The following is a 19,644-nucleotide window of genomic DNA, read 5'->3' on the forward strand; positions in this document are numbered from 1 at the left end:
AGACCATGGTACTTTAGGTTCTTATCCACGTATAGCGTATTTAAGGTTTTGGCGTCGAATCCTGTCAGAAACATGTTCACGACGATCAGAATATCGATCTTGCGCTGTTTTACTTTGGTGGCGATATCACGATAGTAAGGATAGTAGTTCTTGCCTGAATCAAAGTTTGTAGCGAATGTATGATTGTATTGGCCAATGTAGCGATCTAACTTGTCGCGGCTGCTCTCATCAATTTGGGCAGGGGTTTCAAAGCTGGACTCTGCAATGAGCCCATTGTCTTCGAAACTGGCATCGGTCGCTTCGTTGGCCGCATAAGAAAATATCGTAGCAATGGTGAGTGGCTTGAATGTAGGGTCATCGGCTTGCTTTTGCGCTTGAATACGCTCAAAAGCGTCGTAGTACTGCGTGAGTATATCAACGGAGCTGACGCAAAATATGGCGTTAAACTCGCGGCGTTTGGTCTTGGTGTCATGCTTTTCGATGATATAGCGAGCGATATCATCAATGCGTTTAGGGTCGTTATAGACCTCTTGAGTGTCAATGGCGGTGACTTTTTCATCGGCAGCACTGTCGTTTTTGGTGAATTTACCCACATAGTCAATCTGAAAGGGCAGCACGTTTCTGTCACGAATGGCATCCACGATGGTGTAGCGGTGCAAGCACTCATCAAATAGGTAGGCGGTAGTGAGCTTAAGCCCAGCTTTGTTGTGAGCGTTGTCAATCAATATGGGTGTGCCTGTAAAACCGAACATCTGCGATTGTTGAAAAAAGCGTTTGATGTTTCGGTGCGTTTCACCAAATTGGCTGCGGTGACATTCATCAAAGATAAAGACGACTTTTTTGTCTTGTAAGTAGCGGATTTTTTCTTGATGGCGCTCTGATTTGATAGCGCGGTTGAGCTTTTGAATGGTGGTGACGATCAGCTTGTCGTGGGTCTCGCCGAGCTGCTTGACTAAGTTTTTGGTGTTGGTGGTACTGTCTACGCTGCCGTCTTTAAAGGCGTTGAACTCATTGGCGGTTTGGGTGTCCAAATCATTTCTATCGACAACAAACACCACCTTTTCGACATCGGGTAGCCCCATGATGATTTGACTGGCTTTAAATGAGGTCAGCGTTTTGCCTGATCCTGTGGTATGCCAAATATAACCGTTTTTGTCTGAGGCGGTGGCGCGCTCAATTAAGCGCTTGGTGGCATGGACTTGATAGGGTCTGAGCACCATCATGGTCTTGGAGTACTCATAGAGCACGACAAACTGAGCGATCATCTCGGTTAAATGCGTAGGGGTTAAAAACACCTCAGCAAAATCAACGATTTCATTGATCGGTTTGTTGTCGCTGTCCGCCCAGGGAAAGGTAAAATTAAAGTGCTGAGTGCCTTTGGCATAGTAGCGCGTGTTTGCGCCATTACTGATGACGAACAGCTGAACGAACTCAAATAAGCCATGTCCTGCCTTGTAGGCGGCTTTTGAGTAACGCATGGTCTGATGGAATGCCTCGGCAATCTCGATGCCGCCACGGCGCTTAAGCTCGATTTGCACTAGGGGCAAGCCGTTAACCAAGATGGTGACGTCAAAGCGACTGGTGCGCCCGTTTTGGCTGCTGTGGTCAACCATAATCTGATTGCTCAGCTGCCAAATGTTGTCATCAGCGTTTGGCCAAAAAAACTGAATATGGCGTGAGCTGCCATCATCGAATTTGACGTTGAACTTATCGCGCAGCTTTTTGGCACGCTCAAAGGCGCTGCCACTGCCAAGATGACTGATAACTTGCTTCCACTCATCATCAGATAATGGCTGATCCAGCTGATTGGCGCGGACGATTTGCGTCTTTAGGTTGGCAAGGAGTGCCGCCTCGGTGGTAATGGTAACGCGCTCATAACCCAAATCCTGCATTTGCGTCATTAGGCTGTCTTCGAGTTGGTACTCACTTTGCTCAGTCATGTTATACCTTATACAAACATCTGCTGTAATAAGCCTTTTTTCCACGTTTTGGCGTGGTCGATTTGCTCGGCAACGTTATCAATTTTTTGGTCAATAGCGGTTAGGAAGTTGGCAATTTTAGTTTGTTCTTCGCAGCAAGGATATGACATAACAGCGCTTGCTACGGTTTTCCAATCAGCGCGTGGCATCTTTGAACCAGACTGAATACTCGTAAGCTCTGAAAAACCTTCGCTTTGTATATATTGATATAGGTAATTATTAGATATCTCTATACCTGTAAGAACCCAAATCTCAGTAGAGCAGACACCCTTAAAGTCAGGCTGGGCAAATTTATTTAAATATGGACGTAATTTTCCATACAAAACATTAGATCTTTCAAATACGTTTTTCGTGCTTTTTTGATTTTTACTGTCAGTAGTGCCTAGTATTGTCCCTGTACCTTGCGATAAGTGTTCAAGTTCAATGCAAGGTAGATTATTTTCTACTTTAGGATTAAAGCTTTCTGATTTGTTCGTGAAAACGTTGCCAATCAAACTTTCTTCCCAATCCTCAAAATCACTACCATCGTCGGCTTTAAAGCGCAGTTTTTGGCTAAAAAGCTGCTGCATCATGCCTTTTTTGTACTCGGTAAGCAGTTCATGCTTTTGGGTCAGCTCGTCGATCTTAGTATCGACAGCGGATAGAAATGTGGCGATTTTGGTTTGTTCTTCTTTAGCAGGATAATAGATTTCTAAATTCTGTAGTTCAGAAGTATCTAGCTTACCTGCCCCAATACCTGTTGATGTAACTTTATTTTGGATAATGTTTTCTTGAGATAGCAACCATTGAAAAAAATAATATTCGTTCAAATCTTCTTTAGTAATAATAGATTTAACATCTTGATTGAAGGCTACGTCTTTTAAAGCCATCCCCATCGGTATTTTTTTAAACAGCATGCTCCCACGAACTAGAATAAGTATTGAGTTTTTTGGGGCTAACTTTGACCCTTTTTTGAGTCCTAAATCAGTAATATTAAATTCTGATTCGCATATTTTCCTTGTATGCATAGACGCGCCACTAATAAGTGGTATATCACCCATCCAGTAATCTTTGTTTTTTTTTGAGGGAGTACCACCAGAAGCCCATAGAGTTAAATTAATCAGGTTGTTTTTTTCTAAATACCCATCAAACTCTTTAAACCGCAATTTTGGCGTTGCCATCACATTACATCCTTATCTTGTATCACCAGTAGATTCATCACCAGACGGATGAGCACTTCTTTTTGAGTGGGGTCTGATTCAGCGATCAGCAGTGTGAGCGCTGCAAGCCCCGTATCATTGATGATGGCAGTACCCTCATCATTGAATAAGCGGTTGTTACGATATAAAAAATCAACGAACAAAAATGCTGCACTGCGCTTGTTACCATCAGCAAAAGGATGGTTTTTGACGACAAAATATAACAGATGCGCCGCCTTGGATTCGATACTGGGGTAAACTTCCTCACCAAACGCCGTTTGTTGAATATTACCCAATATGGCAGCCAATCCATCACCGCGAGGCTTAGCAAATAGGTCTGTGGCCTCTTTTTTATCCATCAGGTTTGATTTGAGCTGATTCAGTGCCTGCATGGCACTTGGTGCGTCTAAAACCTCGCCGCCTGGTTGCCCCACAGGCTCATGCAACAAACCCTCATCGTAGCGCTGCAACCATAAAAAAGTTTGGGTGTAGCGGCTGATGATCTCGACCAACCCCAGCGCGCTGTCTTTGCTATGCTGCTCAGATTGAGCCGTTTTTTTGATTAAGGCGATGGCTTGCTCAAGCTCAGCGGTGTTTTGCTGCAAACGCTGTTGATTGATGCTAAAGCCTTGGATGAGATGCTCTTTTAAGATGCGCGTCGCCCATTTGCGAAACATCACGCCTTGCTTGGATTTGATGCGATAACCCACGCTGATAATGACGTCCAAATCATATAAGGTTACGGGTTTGTCAGAAAAAGCAATTTGCACTTTTTGCAAATTGCTTTTTGGATCCACCTCTTCATCACCAATCGCGTTATTGATATGGCGTGAAATCACTGAAACATCACGGCCAAACAGATCACTCATTTGGGCTTGGCTTAGCCATACCGTGTCTTGCTCAACATTCACTTCAAGGCTGACTTGGTTGTCTACTTGATATAGCTGGATTTGACTGTCTACGGTGCTCATGACCCTACCTTAAAGGGCGAATCAATGCCCAGCTCTTCACAAAAGCCATTAATGACAGCGTCCGTTTCTTGGCTCTTTTTTTCTAAATCTTGCAGCGCTTTGGCAACGGCTGCGAGATCCACTTCAGGCTCAGCCTCAAACGTGTCTACATAGCGCGGAATGTTGAGATTATAGTCATTATCATGAATATCCTTTAAAGAGGCGACATGGGCAAATTTATCGACGTTTTCACGGGCTTGATAGGTCTTGATGATGGTATCGATATGCTCAGGTAGTAGCATATTTTGATTTTTTTGTTTATCAAAGCAGTCACTGGCATCGATAAAGAAGACGTCTTTATCATGCTTACGGTTCTTTTTGAAGACTAAAACAGAGGTCGGAATACTGGTGCCATAGAAGATATTGGCAGGCAGTCCAATCACTGCGTCTAAGGCATTGAGGTTTTTGATGATGTATTCACGAATATCGCCCTCGCTGGAACCGCGAAACAGGACGCCATGCGGCAATACCACTGCCATTGTGCCATTATCATCTAAGTGATGTAGCATGTGCTGGACAAAGGCCATGTCGGCTTTGGTCTTGGGCGCAAGTTTGCCATAGTCTGAGAAGCGCTCATCTTGAAGCAACAAGGGATCAGCTGACCACTTCGCAGAGAAAGGCGGATTGGCCACAATGGCATCAAAGCGCATTCCGACGTGCTGCGGACGCTTGAGCGTGTCTTCTTGCTTGATATCAAACTTGGTAAAGTTCACGTCATGCAAAATCATGTTCATGCGTGCTAGGTTATAGGTGGTGCGGTTCATCTCTTGACCGTAGATTCTATCTACGTCATTCGCCTCACGCTTGACGCGCAGCAGCAAAGAACCCGAGCCACACGTAGGGTCATAGACTGAGCTTATGGTGTCCTTGCCGCTGGTTACGATTTTGGCAAGTAACGTGGATACCATCTGCGGCGTGTAAAACTCTCCCGCTTTTTTGCCTGCGCCACTGGCAAACTCACCGATCAGATACTCATAAGCATCACCTAACACATCGCTTTCGGTGTTACTCAGATCAAAATCAATGGCATCTAGGTGGCTTAGTACTTTGACGATCAGCTCATTGCGGTCATCAGGGCTGTTGCCAAGCTTGGTTGAGGTAAGATCTATGTCTTCAAATAGGTTAGCAAAATCTTCTTCTGAGTCTGTGCCTAATGTGCCCTGCTCGATGGCCTTTAGCGTATCAGCCAAATCATCAAGAATGAATGCCTGGTCTTGTTTGCCGCGTTTGGCCAGTTGATGAAACAGCTGATTGGGTGCAAGCGCGTAGCCAATCTCATCAATGGCGTTTTCTTTGACTTCCTCGATATATTCAAGATGCTCAGGATTACTGGTGTCAAAATTTGCAAAGTTATCGAAGCCTTCGCCTTCTTCAGCCAAGATATTATTGGCAAAGCGGATGAATTTATCAGATAAGTATTTATAAAAAATAAACCCTAATATGTAGTCCCGAAACTCATCTGCACCCATCTTACCGCGTAGGTCGTTGGCAATATTCCAAAGCTGCTTTTTTAGCTGTTGAAGCTGTTGTGATTGACTCATGATTATCCTAAATTAACATCGTTAGGTGTATAGGTGTATAGGTGTATAGGTGTATAGGTGTATAGGTGTATAGGTGTATAGGTGTATAGGTGTATAGGTGTATATATATACCTACAATAAATTATTAAAAATCAACGCTATGGATGGACATTAACGCTCATTCAGCCGTGACTCAATCATCTCAGTGAGTAGCTTAGTGACGGTTGTGCGATTATCAAGGACGTATTGTTTAAGCTCAAAGTAGGTATCTTCATCAAGATTGAAATTGACTCGTGTGCTCTTTTTAGGCTTATCAGTGACGTCAGACAACTCAAGCGCGTCTTTTTTATCTTTACTTGGGCGGCCAGCTTTCATAACTCTACTTCCTTATCAAAAAACGTTTTAACCTCGTTGACCAGTTGCGTGATCTCAGTCACGGCACTGCTCTTAGCAGATTCTGTCTCAAATACCGTTTTGCCAACTGAAGCGCTATTTGGATAGCTGACCCGCTGCACGATTCTGGCATCAAGAACGGGCAGATTATAATCTTGTAGCACTGCGGCAACTTCTTTGCCGATGTTAGTGTTTTGGATCGCGCGAGAGACCACAAAGGCGGCTTTGAGCTTACCATCGGTCATCTCGATGCGCTGCTGCACCAAATCAACCAAATCACTGGTCGCCCATACATCATAGGGGCTTGGCTGTACGGGTATCAACACAAAGTCAGCGGCTTTTATGGCAGATAGTGCCAAATTGGTCGCTTGCGGTGAGCCATCAATTACGACGAACTCTTTATCAGAAACATTTTTTAAATCCTTATCAAGCGTTGGCCTATCAAGGCCGATAACAGGAACAGGATTGTCTTCATTAACAGCTCTCCAATCGCGAGCACTGCCTTGCTGATCACTATCAACGAGTAGCACACTATGACCCTGAAGTTGTAGCCCACGTGCCAAATGCGTGGCTATCGTGGTCTTGCCGCTGCCGCCTTTTTGGTTCAGTACTGCGATTACTTTCATGGTAAAGGCCTTATGATGATTATATATTCATACACTCAAATGAGTAAGTACTCATATAAGTATATTATCGCAAAGGGCTAGTAAGCACAACTGAAAGTATTGAGCTTATTAGTATTGGACAGGTCTTGCTATTAAACCGATATGACACGTAGTAAAATGCACTGCTTAATAGCACTATGCGTGTCTAGCGAATAATTTGTATGCTAGTAGCACTATATTTGAAATAGGAGACGATCATGATTAAGTGTCATTTATCAACAATAATGGGTGAAAAGCGCCTTAAAATTGCAGATGTTGCAAGAGAAACTTCTATCAACAGAGGCACAATCACGCGTATGTATCATGAAGAAGCCACTCGAGTAGATTTAGAAGTGATTGAAAAGCTATGCCGCTATTTTGAAATTGAGGTAGGCGACCTATATGAGCTTGTTGACAATCCAGAAATATAACTTCTAAAAATACAAAATAATCTACAGTAGGTTATTTTATCTTGCAATGAGTCAAAATGCGTGTATAATTTTACCTGTAGCAGGACATTTAATTAATTAAAAAATCTAATTAACCTACAGGAGGTTATTATGTATACGTCAGCGCAGCAACCAACAACGTCATCTTGGTTTGATCACAATGTGAAGGTTTTAACCAAGCAACTTATTGAAAACTTACAAATACAGCAAGGTTCACAGCTGGCCAAAATATTGGGCGTGAATCCGATTTTCTATAATGATGAGGCGCTTCATGTATGGGTACAGCGCCAGATAGATGAGGGGTTAATCGTTGATGATGAGGCGATTGGTGTGCTTGAGGCGGCGTTTATTGATTTAATGAATGCTAAAGAAGCTGTATAAATACTTGATTAAAAGAACGAGCAAAGTTTAGCTGATCAAACTAGTAGCTAAACTTTACTCATGTTTTTACACATTATTTTAAAACTTGAAATAAATGAAAAGGCTTTGTGCTTTCAGCAAGTTGAAATAGCAATGGAGTTATATCAGCTTTTCTAAGATTAATTTTTTTAGCAATATCGTCTAGGCTCATTCCTTCTGAAGTTAACTCACTAGTTATTGTATTGAGTACTTGGGAAGTCTCTCTATCCATTGGATAAGGCTCTGACTTACGATAATTATATTTTGCTATTTCTGGGCAGAGCACTCTTGTATAAACCCACTCACTTATGAACCCTAGCTTATGCATTCTATATGCCAGTGCTACTAAAGATACGCCGAACACTTTTTTCAGCTCAATAAGATTGTTGATGGTAGGATTTACATGTCTATATTCCATTAATGCAACTTCGGGCATCAAGAACGCAGATGCAAACTCATCTGCACATCTTTCGACTACTTTTGAATCCAAGTCTTCATCAAGTGATTTACTAAAACTTTCAGACATTTTCATACTGTATATGTCTCTAACTAAATGACCTAGTTCGTGACATGCATCAAAACGACTTCTCTCCATAGTTTTTTGGTTATTAAGAAAGATAAAAGGTGTGTCATCATACCAAACGCTAAAAGCATCAATATATTCCGATTTTACAAAAATAGAAAAAATACGTATACCTTTTGACTCTAATAGAGCAATTAAGTTCCCAATAGGTTTATCACCCAGGCCCCAGTCGTAACGGAGCGAATTAGCCGCTTCTTCAGGAGATAGATGAGATAAATCAGGAAGTTCTGATTGAACAAGTTCAAACTCCTCTTCAAACCAATCATTAAGCATAAAGCCAGTAATGCCATAAGTTAAAGCTTCGGCTTTGACTTTCTTAGTCATTCTAGAACGAGATCTAAAACTAACACTATGTTCATCAATGATTGGTAAGTCACTACCTTTAAAAAAATCGATAGGGAAGCTTAGCACCCTTGAAATATCAACTAAATTAGGCTCAGTATTTCCTTTTAGATAATTTGTTAATGTTCTAGGAGTAATATTTAGCTTTTCTGCTAATTCAGCTTTGCTCACAGCTCGCCTATCGATTGCAAACTGTAATCGATTTGGATTAAACATATATTAGCCTTGAATTGATTAAGCTTTTTTCTTACGCTTGACAGGAACTACTCCTACCTCAACTTTTTCTTTCATACGCGGTGTTGTAGGAATGTTGAACTTAACATCAGGGATTTTGATCCGCGTACCCCAGTCATTGATCTTACCTTTTGCAAATGATTTTGGCTGCGAAAGCTCTAATCTCATTAACTCACCAAATCGGTAATGAAGTAAAGTCCAAATGGTCGTTCCTTTATCAGAGTTTAATAGCGGATAAATATCATCTTTAAGGGTATTTCCCTTAATTGATCTATTGCTTACGTTTCCATCTCGTAAACCTACATACTTGTTACCTGCAAAAACACGAATTGCATGCTCCTTACACGGCGATATTACATATGCAACCCCACCTTTACCATCAACTTTAGTCCAACCAAGAGCACATAGTTTTTCTCTAAGAAAACCTGTAATGTGAAATTGCCACATTGCTAACGGAGCATTAGCTGGAAAAGAGCTTCCAACATGTTGAGTTTTTTCATTAGCGGCCAGAATCACCTCGTAAACTAGTTGAGTTGTAAGACTGGGGTGAATGGCAGCAAGAGCGCTAACGACCTCAGAATTTTCATCAATAAATTTGTCTGAAATAGCATCAAACGATGGTTGTAAAGAGAACATGGCATTTCCGATATATTATCATCAATTTGATGTATAATAATCGGAAATGCCATGTAAGTAAATAGCTAAGCGTCAATAAGATAAATAGAGCGAATTAAGTTCAGTTGCGTTGAGTATTTAGCATAGTTATTCTTATAGCCATAAGGATGGCACCCTAGTGAGGATTCGAAGCTTTGGTTGTGGGCTAATGGTAGCAACGTTTCAACTCGCTAAAATAGTCTGAGTGTACTTCGTTGTGTACTTGCCCTATATATTCTATCTGTGATCGGTGCGCTATATAGTAGACATCGAGCTGCTAGTATTTGCCATAATTATCCTTATAGGAACAGTCTGGTACTTATTTAACCTCTGACTGACTAAAAAGTAATTTTCCTATCCACCAAATGGATTCTCCAAAATTACAAATTAATTGTTCGCCTTGCTTAAGGAAAGACTCGTCTTCGTCAATTTTCGCTAATTTTAGAGCATCTCCAATTTTAGAACTAGTAGGATGTGCATCGCCTAGACGCATATCATAAGCACCAGCGATTACACCAAAGATTTGGCGAGCTCTATCGACTCCTACTTTTTGTGCCAAAATATCTTCTAATAGTTTATTTGACCCGAGTGTCTTCTTATTCTTATGTGTTGAGAGTTGGCGTAGATTGCTAACATTGAGACGATCAGAGAATATACGAATTAATTCCTTTGCTAATCTTAGTAATGAGGTTTGGTCTTTGCTTGAGAAGCGTGAAATTTGTTTTTTAAACTCAGGTTCATCTATTTCATGCGAGAACAAATCAGTATTAAACTCATTTCTAAAACCATCCTCTAACAGCTTCATACTTATAAATAAAAGTTCTTCAACAGCATGCGTAGAAGCAGGTTTAGCTTCAACCTGCGACATTAATAACTCAGATGACACCTTCCCCTCTGGAGCAATGTTATGAGCAGCCCAAATATGCTGTTCCCATGGCGCAAGACGGGCAACATCATAAGCATAAACAGTTATTAAATCAGATGAATTAATTCCAAAGTGAATTCTACACCCAGACGTAGAGTGAATACCGCCTGTTTCTGCCGTATACCATTGCAGTGAAAACCCTTGGTAACTAAGAAGTTCGCTAACTACGTTAGAACGGAACCAGAGCCATCTGCCAATATTTTCATTATTCAAAGAATGAGACGTCATTCGCGTTCCATCAGTTTTAACAATGAACTGAGGAAGTGTCTGATCTTTATCTCCCCGAACCCGTACGCTTATATTTTGATGCTCAATCCATTCGTCTCGCCAAAACTCTCCTTCTACTCGAACTCCTTTATAAACACCTTGATGGCTACCTTGCGAGCTTTCTGAGTCAGTATTTTCATCACTTTCTTGCCCCATCACTGGAGCATCTTCGTCTTCATCAATATCAGTTCGCCAGACTCTAAATGCAGCCCAGCTTCCACCGAAAACGTCTTCTAAGTCTCGAATCAAAAGCTCAAATCTTCCACCATCTCTAGACTCTTCTTTATCTGTCAGATCGGCATATACGCTGTCTTTTAAACTTATAACATTAGCTACTCTTTGGCGGTAGTACGAAAGGCGAAGAGATAGATTTCTTGCTGCTAAATAATCAATAAGAAACTCTTGCTTAATTTCAATTAAAGTATGATCACCATTCTCGTTAATAGTTTCACGAGCAACAACAATGAAATTTTCTGCAGGTCTAACCCAGTTATTTCCATCTTTTATTAAACCAAGAGCAATGACTAAATCAGGACTTAGTATCCACTCTCTTATTCCAGTTACAGGCTGATTGTATTCAAAGACAAGATTCACACCTATGGGTTCTTTGTCATTATATTCATATTGTTCGATTGGAGAATAATAGCCGTTTTCATAAGCATATGGTCTAGTGGTATGGCTAATGCCAACTTGATTCCAGTCAAATCCATCAGCTCTTTCCTTTTGTTCTGGTGGGAATGCAACAGATCCGCACCCAAAAAATTCGCTGTCATAGCCAACGTTTTTAACATCACCTTGTTCTTTATTAGACAACTCTCTTAATGGAACCCAAGTTGAGCTGCCAAAAGTTCTACGAGTTTCTTTTACTTGAAGAATCCAATCACTATTTTTCATATCTAGCACTCCGCTATTAAGGCTATTTTGAATTAATTGCATTCATTCTTTTATTAATTTCATCATCAAGCGCATGTCTTTGTTTCGAGCTTAATTGAACCATAGTCATTCTGAAATTAGCGCCACCATCGGTTAATGATTTGAACTCTTTTGCAGAAATTGCTTTGAAGCCAAATTTAAAGTCTTTTAGTTCCTTGGAATATTTAGCATCTGGTTTGCCACCATACTCACTCTTTATCAAATCCCCTGTTACTGTGCCAGACGCGACAAACCCAACGCCACTTTGATAAAGATATACCTTATCCCCTTCTTGCAAGTTGCAAATATACTCTTTCCATCCTGAGTAGAAGGCAGCAGCTTCGTTGTTTTCAAGCATTTTAACGTGCGCAGATTTGTCATTATTGTAGTTGGTATTGAGCATGAAAGGCTTAGTGCTAAGAATGTTACTAGTATCTCTTTGCTTCGCAATTTCAGGGTTTTTTGCTCTTTCTTCTAATATGTTGTTCGTTTCTTCAATTCCAGCTTTAACAAACTCTAATAATAGATAGCTTTTTGATTTGTCTAAAGTAAGCGTCAATTCTTCCAATTGATTGTTCAAATGGTTGGGTAATCTGATAGATAAAGGAGTGACAGTACTTTCATCTGTTTGGTCAAATATCACTTTTTCTAAGGCTTCTCTAATGCTCATGGTAGTCTCCAGTAAATCGAATTAGTAGAGAACTACAGTACATTTACTTCAAAAAGAAGTCAAGGTATAAAACTACATTATGTATTTTTATACCTTGACTTCTTTTTGATTGGGTTAGTTAATAAAGTCTATACCTTAGCGGAACCAGCTATCTCACCCTTCAAACATATTAACAGACTACTTAAAGCAGACTGTTAGCATGGAACCATCTATAACAGACTTTTGAATTATAAGACTGGCTGCTGTGCTTTTTTCCTATCATTAGCCTATACCCAAAACATAAAACCTTTAAATGATAATCTATCTATCATTAGACTTTTTTATATTATTAAATGATAGTAATATCTTGTTATTATCAATGAGCACTAATTATTAAGTCTAAATAATAGAGGTGGGTTATGACTGTTCGTATTTATGTGAGAGCCAGCACTAAGGATCAAGACGCTACCAGAGCATTGGCTGATTTGGTGGCTTTCAGTACAAGTTATGATGATAACCATGTTGAGTACGTCGAGCATTTCAGTGGTACAAAGCTCGATAGACCATTATTAGCCAAGCTGCTAAAGGACGCTGAGCAAGGCGATATTCTACTGGTTGAAAGCGTGGATAGATTAAGCCGATTATCTCAAGATGATTTTGCAATTCTAAAGCAGCGTATCAAAGACAAAGGCTTGCGATTGGTGGTGGCTGATCTACCAACGACGCATACAGTTAATAATGGCATGACAGGTGAGATCCTAACAGTGATTAACCATATGCTGATCGACTTATTAGCAACGATGGCAAAGCTTGATAACGACAAGCGTAGAGAGCGTATCAAGCAGGGATTGGCTAACAGTGGCTATAAGCCCTCCGGTAAGAAGCCTAATACAACGAAACACAATCGTATTAGAGAATTAGACAGTCAAGGCAATATGACAAAAGAGGAAATCGCTAAGGCAGTTGGTGTTGGCGTAGCTACTGTTTACCGGGTGTTAAAGCCAGGCTCATAGCTGAGGTATTTTATTTTATTTTTGTTCATAAACAGCTGATATATAAGGCTTTACACGCGAGGCAAGAAGGCTTTATTTGCAGAAATAGGTACTCTATTACTACGTAGCTGTGTTAAGAACGGTGTATTTTCATCATTCAATTTCGTTCAATTATGCCCACTTAAAACGCCCTTCGATCTTTATCTAAAGACATCACAGCGTCATATAAAAATCGATTTAATGCAATGAGGCTTCATTATAATCATTATATTGCATTCATAATCGCTTTTCTGCAAAATGGCTTATCTATAATCGCTTGAGCCCCTCATGATGAATACCCCTACTTCAGACCCTATTGGCGCAGCATGGCTTATCCGTTATGCCAGCATCGAGCTGGTGTCCCCTTTATATGTCAGCAGTAGTATCGGTGGGCGCAGACAAACCTATAAAGACGGTGACGTCATTCATAACGCTTATCAGGAAACCGCGCGTCCACTGGACACTATCATTGCGCACTTACAGTTTCACATGCGTCATGAAGTACTGAATTTAGAGTTACTGGTTCGTCTATTTGAGCAGGTAGGTGCTGATGACGTACAAGCATGGGTAAACGCTGAGCCGACAGGCAGCTATGCCCGTAGAATGGCTTTCTTGTATGAGTGGCTCATGGGTCAGCAGTTAGCAGTACCGAGTAATTTAGGCGGTAACTATGTGGATGCTCTAGATGCTAAGAAGCAGGTTACTTCAAGCCCTGCGCATGTCATAAAGAATGCTCGTTGGCGTATCAATGACAATCTTGCAGGAACCCGTCATTTCTGTCCTCAATTGGTGAAAACAGAGTTGTTTACGCAAGCCGCTGCACTCGATATTGCCACAATGGTTGACAAGCTGAACGATGAATTTGGGCAAGACTTACTGATGCGTGCCTCCGTATGGATGACATTACGAGAGAGTAAAGCCAGTTTTACTATAGAAGGTGAAGGGAAAGAGTTAAAACGTATTGAACGTTTCGCCGATGTGATGGCACGGCGTACCGGCAAGGGCGATATTCCGCTTGATCCTGAGTCGCTAGCAGAGTTGCAACAAGAGATACTTGGTAGCAAAACGGTCATCCAGCAGTATGGCGTCCGTCAATCTCCAGTTTTTGTGTCGCATACTCAGGTCAATGGCTTTAAAGAGATTGTGCACTATATTGCGCCACCTGCTGATGACATTGCTGAAAAGCTCAAAGGGTTACAGGCATTTATGGAAAAGACCGAGGGACAATCGGCACTGATACGTAGTGCGGTTGCTTCCTTTGCTTTTGTGTATATTCATCCGCTAGCGGATGGCAATGGCCGAGTACATCGCTTCCTAATTAACGATGTACTCAGACGCGACCAGATCATTCATGAGCCGATTATCTTACCTATATCGCAAGCCATCGCTGAGCATCCCTCAGACCGTCATGCCTATGATAAAATTTTAGACCGTGTATCCGTGCCACTTATGGAGCAAATCCGTGATCATTACAGCTTTGATAAACAAGCGATTACTTACCCTGATGGTATTCGCTCAAACTTAAATTTTGAAGACAGTCACCTTATTCAACCGGCATGGCGCTTTATGGACCTGACGCCTCATGTTCAGTACTTATCAGGACTGATTGCGCATGTTATTGAAAAAGAGATGCATAACGAGTCACAGTACCTAAGACAACATGACCATGCACGACTGGCGATAAAAGAGATTATTGAGATGCCCAACAGCTATGCCGATAGAATCATTCGTAGCATGCTGCAGAATAAGGGTGCTAAAAGTAATAAGCTATTGAAAGATTATCCGTTTTTGGCAAATGATGAGGTTTGGGACGATATTTTCTCTGTGGTTGTAGAGACATTTAAAGATGAAGCAAATGGTTTGAATAGTTAGAACAAACTCTGCTATACGCAGGAAAGTCTGCCTTAATAATCAAGCTCAAGCTAGTATTTGTGTCATCGTTACGATAATGATTCGTTTATAAAAGATTCGGCTAAAATACTGTCACCTGAAACGTAATCAATATTTTTCTTACTTAAACAGAATATATTAGAGGAACTTTGATAACAGACAATTTTTATTTGACAAGGTTATTACAGATCCTCAAAATAATTTTGAGTATTTGAGTATTTGAGTATTTGAGTATTTGAGTATTTGAGTATTTGAGTATTTGAGTATTTATTTAGCTATACAGCTATCAAATGACGCGAGCACTTAGCTGTAGCTTGTATTTCAGAATAACTACGCCCAGATTTCAGAAGGCTAGCGATAATCTTACGCTTCTCGGTATCTTTCCTACGTCCTGAATATTTACTTTCTACCTTAGTACGAGAAATACCTTACATCTGACGGTTACGTCGATCTTCATAGTCCTTTCTAGCAATAGCAGCGAGCATATAAAGCATCATCGAATTGATGGCCTGTAATACGCTGCTCATAAATTCAATGCTGCTATCAGATTGAGGCGTTATATAAGAGGTCGGTAGCTCTTCTGATACTACCGCCAGCTTCTTTTCTAATAGCATTCTTTTGAGAGTATCCCAATCAGCTTGGTTTAAACGTGCTAAGCGGTCAATCTGCTCAACCAAATTATATCGCCTTCATGGGCATCATTTATCAGTTACATTAACTGTGGACGTATTAAAGTTGCGTCTGACTCGTTTTCAACATAGAAGGCGGCAATTTTGTGACCATGATCAGCAGCAAGCTATATGAGCTCACTTTTGGCACGCTTGGCATCTTGATCTTTGATTGGCGCTCTATGCTCTGATAAACATAAACACCTAAAATAGTCTGTTATAAGTAGTTCCATTATTGCAGTCTATTATAAGTAGACTATTAATTGATTAAGAGACCTGTTTTGATAGTGCCCCTGGGGTATACCCTAGGATAATAGGAAATCCATCGCGGATGACAAAACCTGTTTAGCTTTTAAACAATACGGGTTTGTCGATAGTATGTAAGATAAGTTCGAAAAGTGACTAGAGTGTTAGATTATTCATACTGGGTCTGAATTAAAATTTTATTGTGATTAATTTCTGCTCAATGTTATTCATTTGTCGCCATGATGAGTGATGGCGGCTTGTGATTTAGTTAGGAAAAATAATCTTGAGTAATAAGGTACGTTTGTAGCATTTGCAGCAGGGCTTGTTCTAGGCTTCTTTACTTACACTTTCCTGTAAATTCTTTTTTAGTAAATGATCGAATATAAACGGGCCAAAAGGTAAGAGTGAGCCGAGTACGCCCGCAGGTATTGCCCAAAGAGGCATTTTCATTTTGATAGCTGAGCCTATAAGTATTATGATATAGGTAATAAACAATATACCGTGTGCCATACCGATGTATTTCACACCTTCTGGAATGTCCAGCATATATTTTAGTGGCATGGCGATACAGAGCAATAATAAGAAAGAGGTGCCTTCTAGGTAGCCTATAATGGTAAGGCTTTTTAATGCGGCACTTTGTTTTTTTCTAAGATTATGTATTTGTTTGATAGTTAGCTGAGCATGTGACACTATATTATCCTTTTGTTATTTCAATAAATAATTTAGGCGGTATTCAATGTCTTTATAATAATGGCCCTGTCCAGAGCTTTGAAGTACTGGTTTTTGTCATCTACCACTTAGCACGTCACGCCTTCGTCTAGCCACTTCAAAATCATCCTGCGTTCACTCGCATACAATTATGCATTGGGTTTTGGGATATAGAATGAGAGAGTATTTGTATTAATCATATATCACCTTCCAGTTCGCATTTTTATAAACACACTTGAGTATAAAAAGTATCTTTCCGTATAGAGCAGCTATGACGCTAGTTCTTTTTATTTGTACTGATCAATATTCACTTGTTTATTCATTACGCTTACTTTCCAAAAATATCATATCAATTATAATCAACGCTACACCGACACAGACACCTATATCTGCAACATTGAAAATAGGATAATTCCAGACATCAGCATAATGCACATGGATAAAGTCAACCACTTTGCCAATTCTTAAACGATCGATTAAGTTGCCAATCGCACCGCCAAGCACTAAGGCCAACCCCATAGACAATAGCTTGGCTGTACGTGGCGCTTTGATTAAATAAATCGTTAAAAAGATAGCCATTACAAAAGCTAAGCCTGAGAAAAACCATTTCTGCCAACCGCCAGCGTCGGCTAAAAAGCTAAATGCTGCCCCATAGTTATAAGCGAGTGTCCAGTTGAGAAATGGTTCAATGACCGGTACGGGGTCATTGAACGCTAATTTGGTTTGGGCCAACCACTTAGTCCATTGATCAAGTATTAACACCATTATCGCCAACAAATACCAGATAAAAGCGCGACTGCCATTGGCAACCATTTTTGGCATTTTATCCAACTTACCTTTAGGTGTTATCGAGTTGCCTGAAGTCACGTACATAGCTTTAGGCGTATGATTCATGGTTTTAGAGTCAATCGATTGATGAGTACTACTCACAGCTATAGGTACTTTATTGTCAGCAATATTAGTACTAGCCGATTCAACGCTATTCAATTTAGTACTATCTAATCTGTCGGTAGATTCAGTCATAGTTGTTTTCTTTATCTGTGTTTATACAATGAACAATGTTAAACGTATATGTTTTTGGTATACGACTATTAATCGCGCCACTTTTATAAACGGCTCCACTTACCGCTCTGGTGTTATGAAACTTACGGTAATAATTTTTTATTAGGGAATCTGTTGATTGATTTCAACATTAACCTGAGTCTGTTCAGCGCTAATCACTATAGGATTACCCGATAAGTCGCCTGACTCTGCTATGGCATTACCGCTATGACTAATACGAGCAACGACTGCTAACTGAGTTTTGTCACTACGAGATGAATTTAACGTGCGATCTGGCATCATCGCATCAAGATTGCTTAAGCGGATACTAGCCTCACCTTGCTTGATAATACTAATGGGTAAACGTTTGGCGGCAAACGGTGGACCTCCTTTAACGTCACGTATCGCAACAAACAACACATCATCAGCTTTCACTAACGGTAATAAATTAGCGTTAATTTTCACTGTCACGTCAATACCTTCTAGCGCTTGCTTTTCTTGCGTGCTAACGTAGTTGCTTAACTCATCTAAGCTTGCTAAAGCTTTAGTATGATCACCTGGTTTGGCCACAATGCTGCCTTGTAAGCGTTTAATCCAACCTTGCGCTTGGGCAAAGTTACTACTACGAGTCTCACCCATTGCCATGAGCATTTGAGCCCGTTCATGCTGCGGATTCTTAGCTAATATAGCTTGTAATACACGGCGAATATTGGCGTCTAACTGACCTTCATTAACGAAAAAGCTAGTCTGAGCATAAGTGGTGGCGATTTCTTCATTTTCAGGAGCTAAACGATAGGCACGAGATAAGGCTTCCAGCGCAGAATCAGTTGCCTCCATAGATAAGAAAAGCTCGGATAGGCGCATCCAGCGATTAGGATCATCAGCATTACGATGAACATTGGTTTGCATGGCGCTAATCAGTTGACGACCATCTTCAAACGCCCATGATGGCGGCTTGTCAATTTTAGCTGTCAATAGGTCGTCAGCCACTTGTCCTACTTTGTCCTCAGCTGTCCACAAATCAAACACGGGCGTACGATTGCCTATTAGTAAATACGCCATTGCAGCCAATATTGGGATCCAAGCTGCGACAATTAAACGGCTTTTGACATCAGGGGTGACCATAGGTGTTATCTGACGCTGCACATCTAATAGCTGACGCTCCAGTTCCAGCTTTTGATTTTGATAATGGCTATTATTAATAGTACCGCTGTCTTTATCTGTTTGTAGCTCAGCTAAACGTTCGCGAAATACTGCAACATTAATATCTAGCAGTTGATTGTCTATTGGTTTGGACTGCAAACGCGGTGCTCGTAGCCATGGCATAATAGCAATCAGCGCAAATATAAGAGCAATCAGCAAGCTTAGAGTTACAAATAAGCCAAAAGTAGAAAATAGAGTCATTTTTTGTCCTCTAGGCTAGTAATGTCGTGGTCGACACTCTCAGCTTGCGATAATAGACGATCAAGCTCAGCCTTTTCCGTAGAGGTCAAGGCAGCAGTACTGTTCACTGTGACGCCGCTTTGACCACGGGCAACAACTTGGCGACGCTTACTTTGCCAAAACCAACCAATAATTAAGACGAGCAATAATAGTGGTGGAAAAAACCATAGGATCCATGTTGATGGTCGCATAGGCGGCTTGTAGCTAATAAAGTCACCGTAGCGCTCTTGCATATAGACGCGTATTTCAGCATCACTACGTCTATCTTTAATTAAATCATAGACTTTTTGCTTTAGATCCTGTGCAATCGGTGCATCAGAGGCTGCAAGGTTTTGATTTTGGCATTTTGGGCAGCGAAACTCTTCTATTAATCCACGATACTGAGCTTCTTGCTGTGGTGAGTCAAAATCGTATACGTCAATAGCTGCGTTTGCCGTCATGTTAAGCAGACACGCTAGTATTAAGCTTGCTAGTTTTAA

General features: G+C 40.8%; 19 protein-coding genes. 4 read left to right on the forward strand and 15 right to left on the reverse strand.

The annotated features are described in order from the left end of the window. The 6 genes from ACS8E3_RS12395 to parA all read right to left on the reverse strand — a co-directional run. The coding region (locus ACS8E3_RS12395; protein ID WP_439244611.1) for a type I restriction endonuclease subunit R at window positions 1-1,940 on the reverse strand (1,940 nt) is incomplete at its 3' end. Between the two features lie 8 nt (window positions 1,941-1,948). Beyond that, window positions 1,949-3,139, reverse strand: a complete 1,191-nt coding sequence (locus ACS8E3_RS12400; RefSeq protein WP_075103738.1) for a restriction endonuclease subunit S — start codon at window positions 3,137-3,139, stop codon at window positions 1,949-1,951. Then, entirely contained in the window at window positions 3,139-4,128 is a 990-nt protein-coding gene (gene rhuM, locus ACS8E3_RS12405; protein WP_025643751.1) for a Fic family protein, read from the reverse strand. The genes ACS8E3_RS12400 and rhuM overlap by 1 nt, the downstream gene beginning before the upstream one ends. Beyond that, window positions 4,125-5,708 carry a type I restriction-modification system subunit M gene (locus ACS8E3_RS12410; RefSeq protein ID WP_075103739.1) on the reverse strand — a complete coding sequence of 528 codons (1,584 nt, stop codon included), beginning with the start codon at window positions 5,706-5,708 and terminating at the stop codon, window positions 4,125-4,127. Before ACS8E3_RS12410 ends, rhuM begins: the two co-directional genes overlap by 4 nt. A 150-nt stretch (window positions 5,709-5,858) precedes the next feature. Next, a complete protein-coding gene (locus ACS8E3_RS12415; protein ID WP_025643755.1) occupies window positions 5,859-6,062 on the reverse strand; it encodes a hypothetical protein in 204 nt (67 codons plus the stop codon). Beyond that, a complete protein-coding gene (gene parA / locus ACS8E3_RS12420; RefSeq protein WP_025643757.1) occupies window positions 6,059-6,706 on the reverse strand; it encodes a ParA family partition ATPase in 648 nt (215 codons plus the stop codon). Before parA ends, ACS8E3_RS12415 begins: the two co-directional genes overlap by 4 nt. A gap of 236 nt (window positions 6,707-6,942) precedes the next feature. On the opposite strand from parA, the gene ACS8E3_RS12425 reads away from it, so the two are divergent. Both ACS8E3_RS12425 and ACS8E3_RS12430 read left to right on the forward strand, forming a co-directional pair. Continuing rightward, entirely contained in the window at window positions 6,943-7,155 is a 213-nt protein-coding gene (locus ACS8E3_RS12425; RefSeq protein ID WP_025643759.1) for a helix-turn-helix domain-containing protein, read from the forward strand. Window positions 7,156-7,284: 129 nt separating this feature from the next. Then, window positions 7,285-7,554, forward strand: a complete 270-nt coding sequence (locus ACS8E3_RS12430; RefSeq protein ID WP_025643761.1) for a hypothetical protein — start codon at window positions 7,285-7,287, stop codon at window positions 7,552-7,554. Window positions 7,555-7,627: 73 nt separating this feature from the next. Here the strand turns inward: ACS8E3_RS12430 and ACS8E3_RS12435 are convergent, their stop codons facing one another. The 4 genes from ACS8E3_RS12435 to ACS8E3_RS12450 all read right to left on the reverse strand — a co-directional run bounded on the left by ACS8E3_RS12435 (window position 7,628) and on the right by ACS8E3_RS12450 (window position 12,159). Then, entirely contained in the window at window positions 7,628-8,713 is a 1,086-nt protein-coding gene (locus ACS8E3_RS12435; protein ID WP_025643762.1) for an ImmA/IrrE family metallo-endopeptidase, read from the reverse strand. A gap of 18 nt (window positions 8,714-8,731) precedes the next feature. Further along, a complete protein-coding gene (locus tag ACS8E3_RS12440) occupies window positions 8,732-9,367 on the reverse strand; it encodes a hypothetical protein (RefSeq protein WP_025643763.1) in 636 nt (211 codons plus the stop codon). Window positions 9,368-9,704: 337 nt separating this feature from the next. After that, window positions 9,705-11,471, reverse strand: coding sequence for a hypothetical protein (locus ACS8E3_RS12445; RefSeq protein WP_037058559.1), 1,767 nt, complete (start codon window positions 11,469-11,471; stop codon window positions 9,705-9,707). Between the two features lie 22 nt (window positions 11,472-11,493). Continuing rightward, a complete protein-coding gene (locus ACS8E3_RS12450; protein ID WP_025643765.1) occupies window positions 11,494-12,159 on the reverse strand; it encodes a ribbon-helix-helix domain-containing protein in 666 nt (221 codons plus the stop codon). A gap of 398 nt (window positions 12,160-12,557) precedes the next feature. On the opposite strand from ACS8E3_RS12450, the gene ACS8E3_RS12455 reads away from it, so the two are divergent. Next, window positions 12,558-13,151, forward strand: a complete 594-nt coding sequence (locus tag ACS8E3_RS12455) for a recombinase family protein (RefSeq protein ID WP_011959997.1) — start codon at window positions 12,558-12,560, stop codon at window positions 13,149-13,151. A 306-nt stretch (window positions 13,152-13,457) separates the two neighbouring features. Beyond that, complete coding sequence (locus tag ACS8E3_RS12460) at window positions 13,458-15,041, forward strand: Fic family protein (protein WP_082787299.1); 1,584 nt, start codon at window positions 13,458-13,460, stop codon at window positions 15,039-15,041. Window positions 15,042-15,487: 446 nt separating this feature from the next. On the opposite strand, the gene ACS8E3_RS12465 is transcribed toward ACS8E3_RS12460, so the two are convergent. The 5 genes from ACS8E3_RS12465 to ACS8E3_RS12485 form a co-directional block, all read right to left on the reverse strand. After that, window positions 15,488-15,736: a recombinase family protein gene (locus ACS8E3_RS12465; RefSeq protein ID WP_228706492.1), complete on the reverse strand. Its 249-nt coding sequence runs from the start codon at window positions 15,734-15,736 to the stop codon at window positions 15,488-15,490. A 564-nt stretch (window positions 15,737-16,300) separates the two neighbouring features. Then, window positions 16,301-16,663, reverse strand: a complete 363-nt coding sequence (locus ACS8E3_RS12470) for a DUF3817 domain-containing protein (protein ID WP_058023733.1) — start codon at window positions 16,661-16,663, stop codon at window positions 16,301-16,303. 333 nt (window positions 16,664-16,996) lie between these two features. Further along, complete coding sequence (lspA, locus tag ACS8E3_RS12475) at window positions 16,997-17,704, reverse strand: signal peptidase II (protein ID WP_037026031.1); 708 nt, start codon at window positions 17,702-17,704, stop codon at window positions 16,997-16,999. A gap of 141 nt (window positions 17,705-17,845) precedes the next feature. Next, window positions 17,846-19,126 (reverse strand): c-type cytochrome biogenesis protein CcmI, encoded by a 1,281-nt coding sequence (gene ccmI, locus ACS8E3_RS12480; protein ID WP_439244618.1) that lies wholly within the window; start codon window positions 19,124-19,126, stop codon window positions 17,846-17,848. Further along, the gene (locus ACS8E3_RS12485; RefSeq protein ID WP_020443538.1) at window positions 19,123-19,605 is read right to left on the reverse strand and encodes a cytochrome c-type biogenesis protein; all 483 of its coding nucleotides are present in this window, start codon (window positions 19,603-19,605) and stop codon (window positions 19,123-19,125) included. The genes ccmI and ACS8E3_RS12485 overlap by 4 nt, the downstream gene beginning before the upstream one ends. Window positions 19,606-19,644 lie beyond the last annotated feature (39 nt).

This window comes from Psychrobacter sp. 2Y5 (assembly GCF_051847375.1).
Classification (GTDB): Bacteria; Pseudomonadota; Gammaproteobacteria; order Pseudomonadales; family Moraxellaceae; genus Psychrobacter.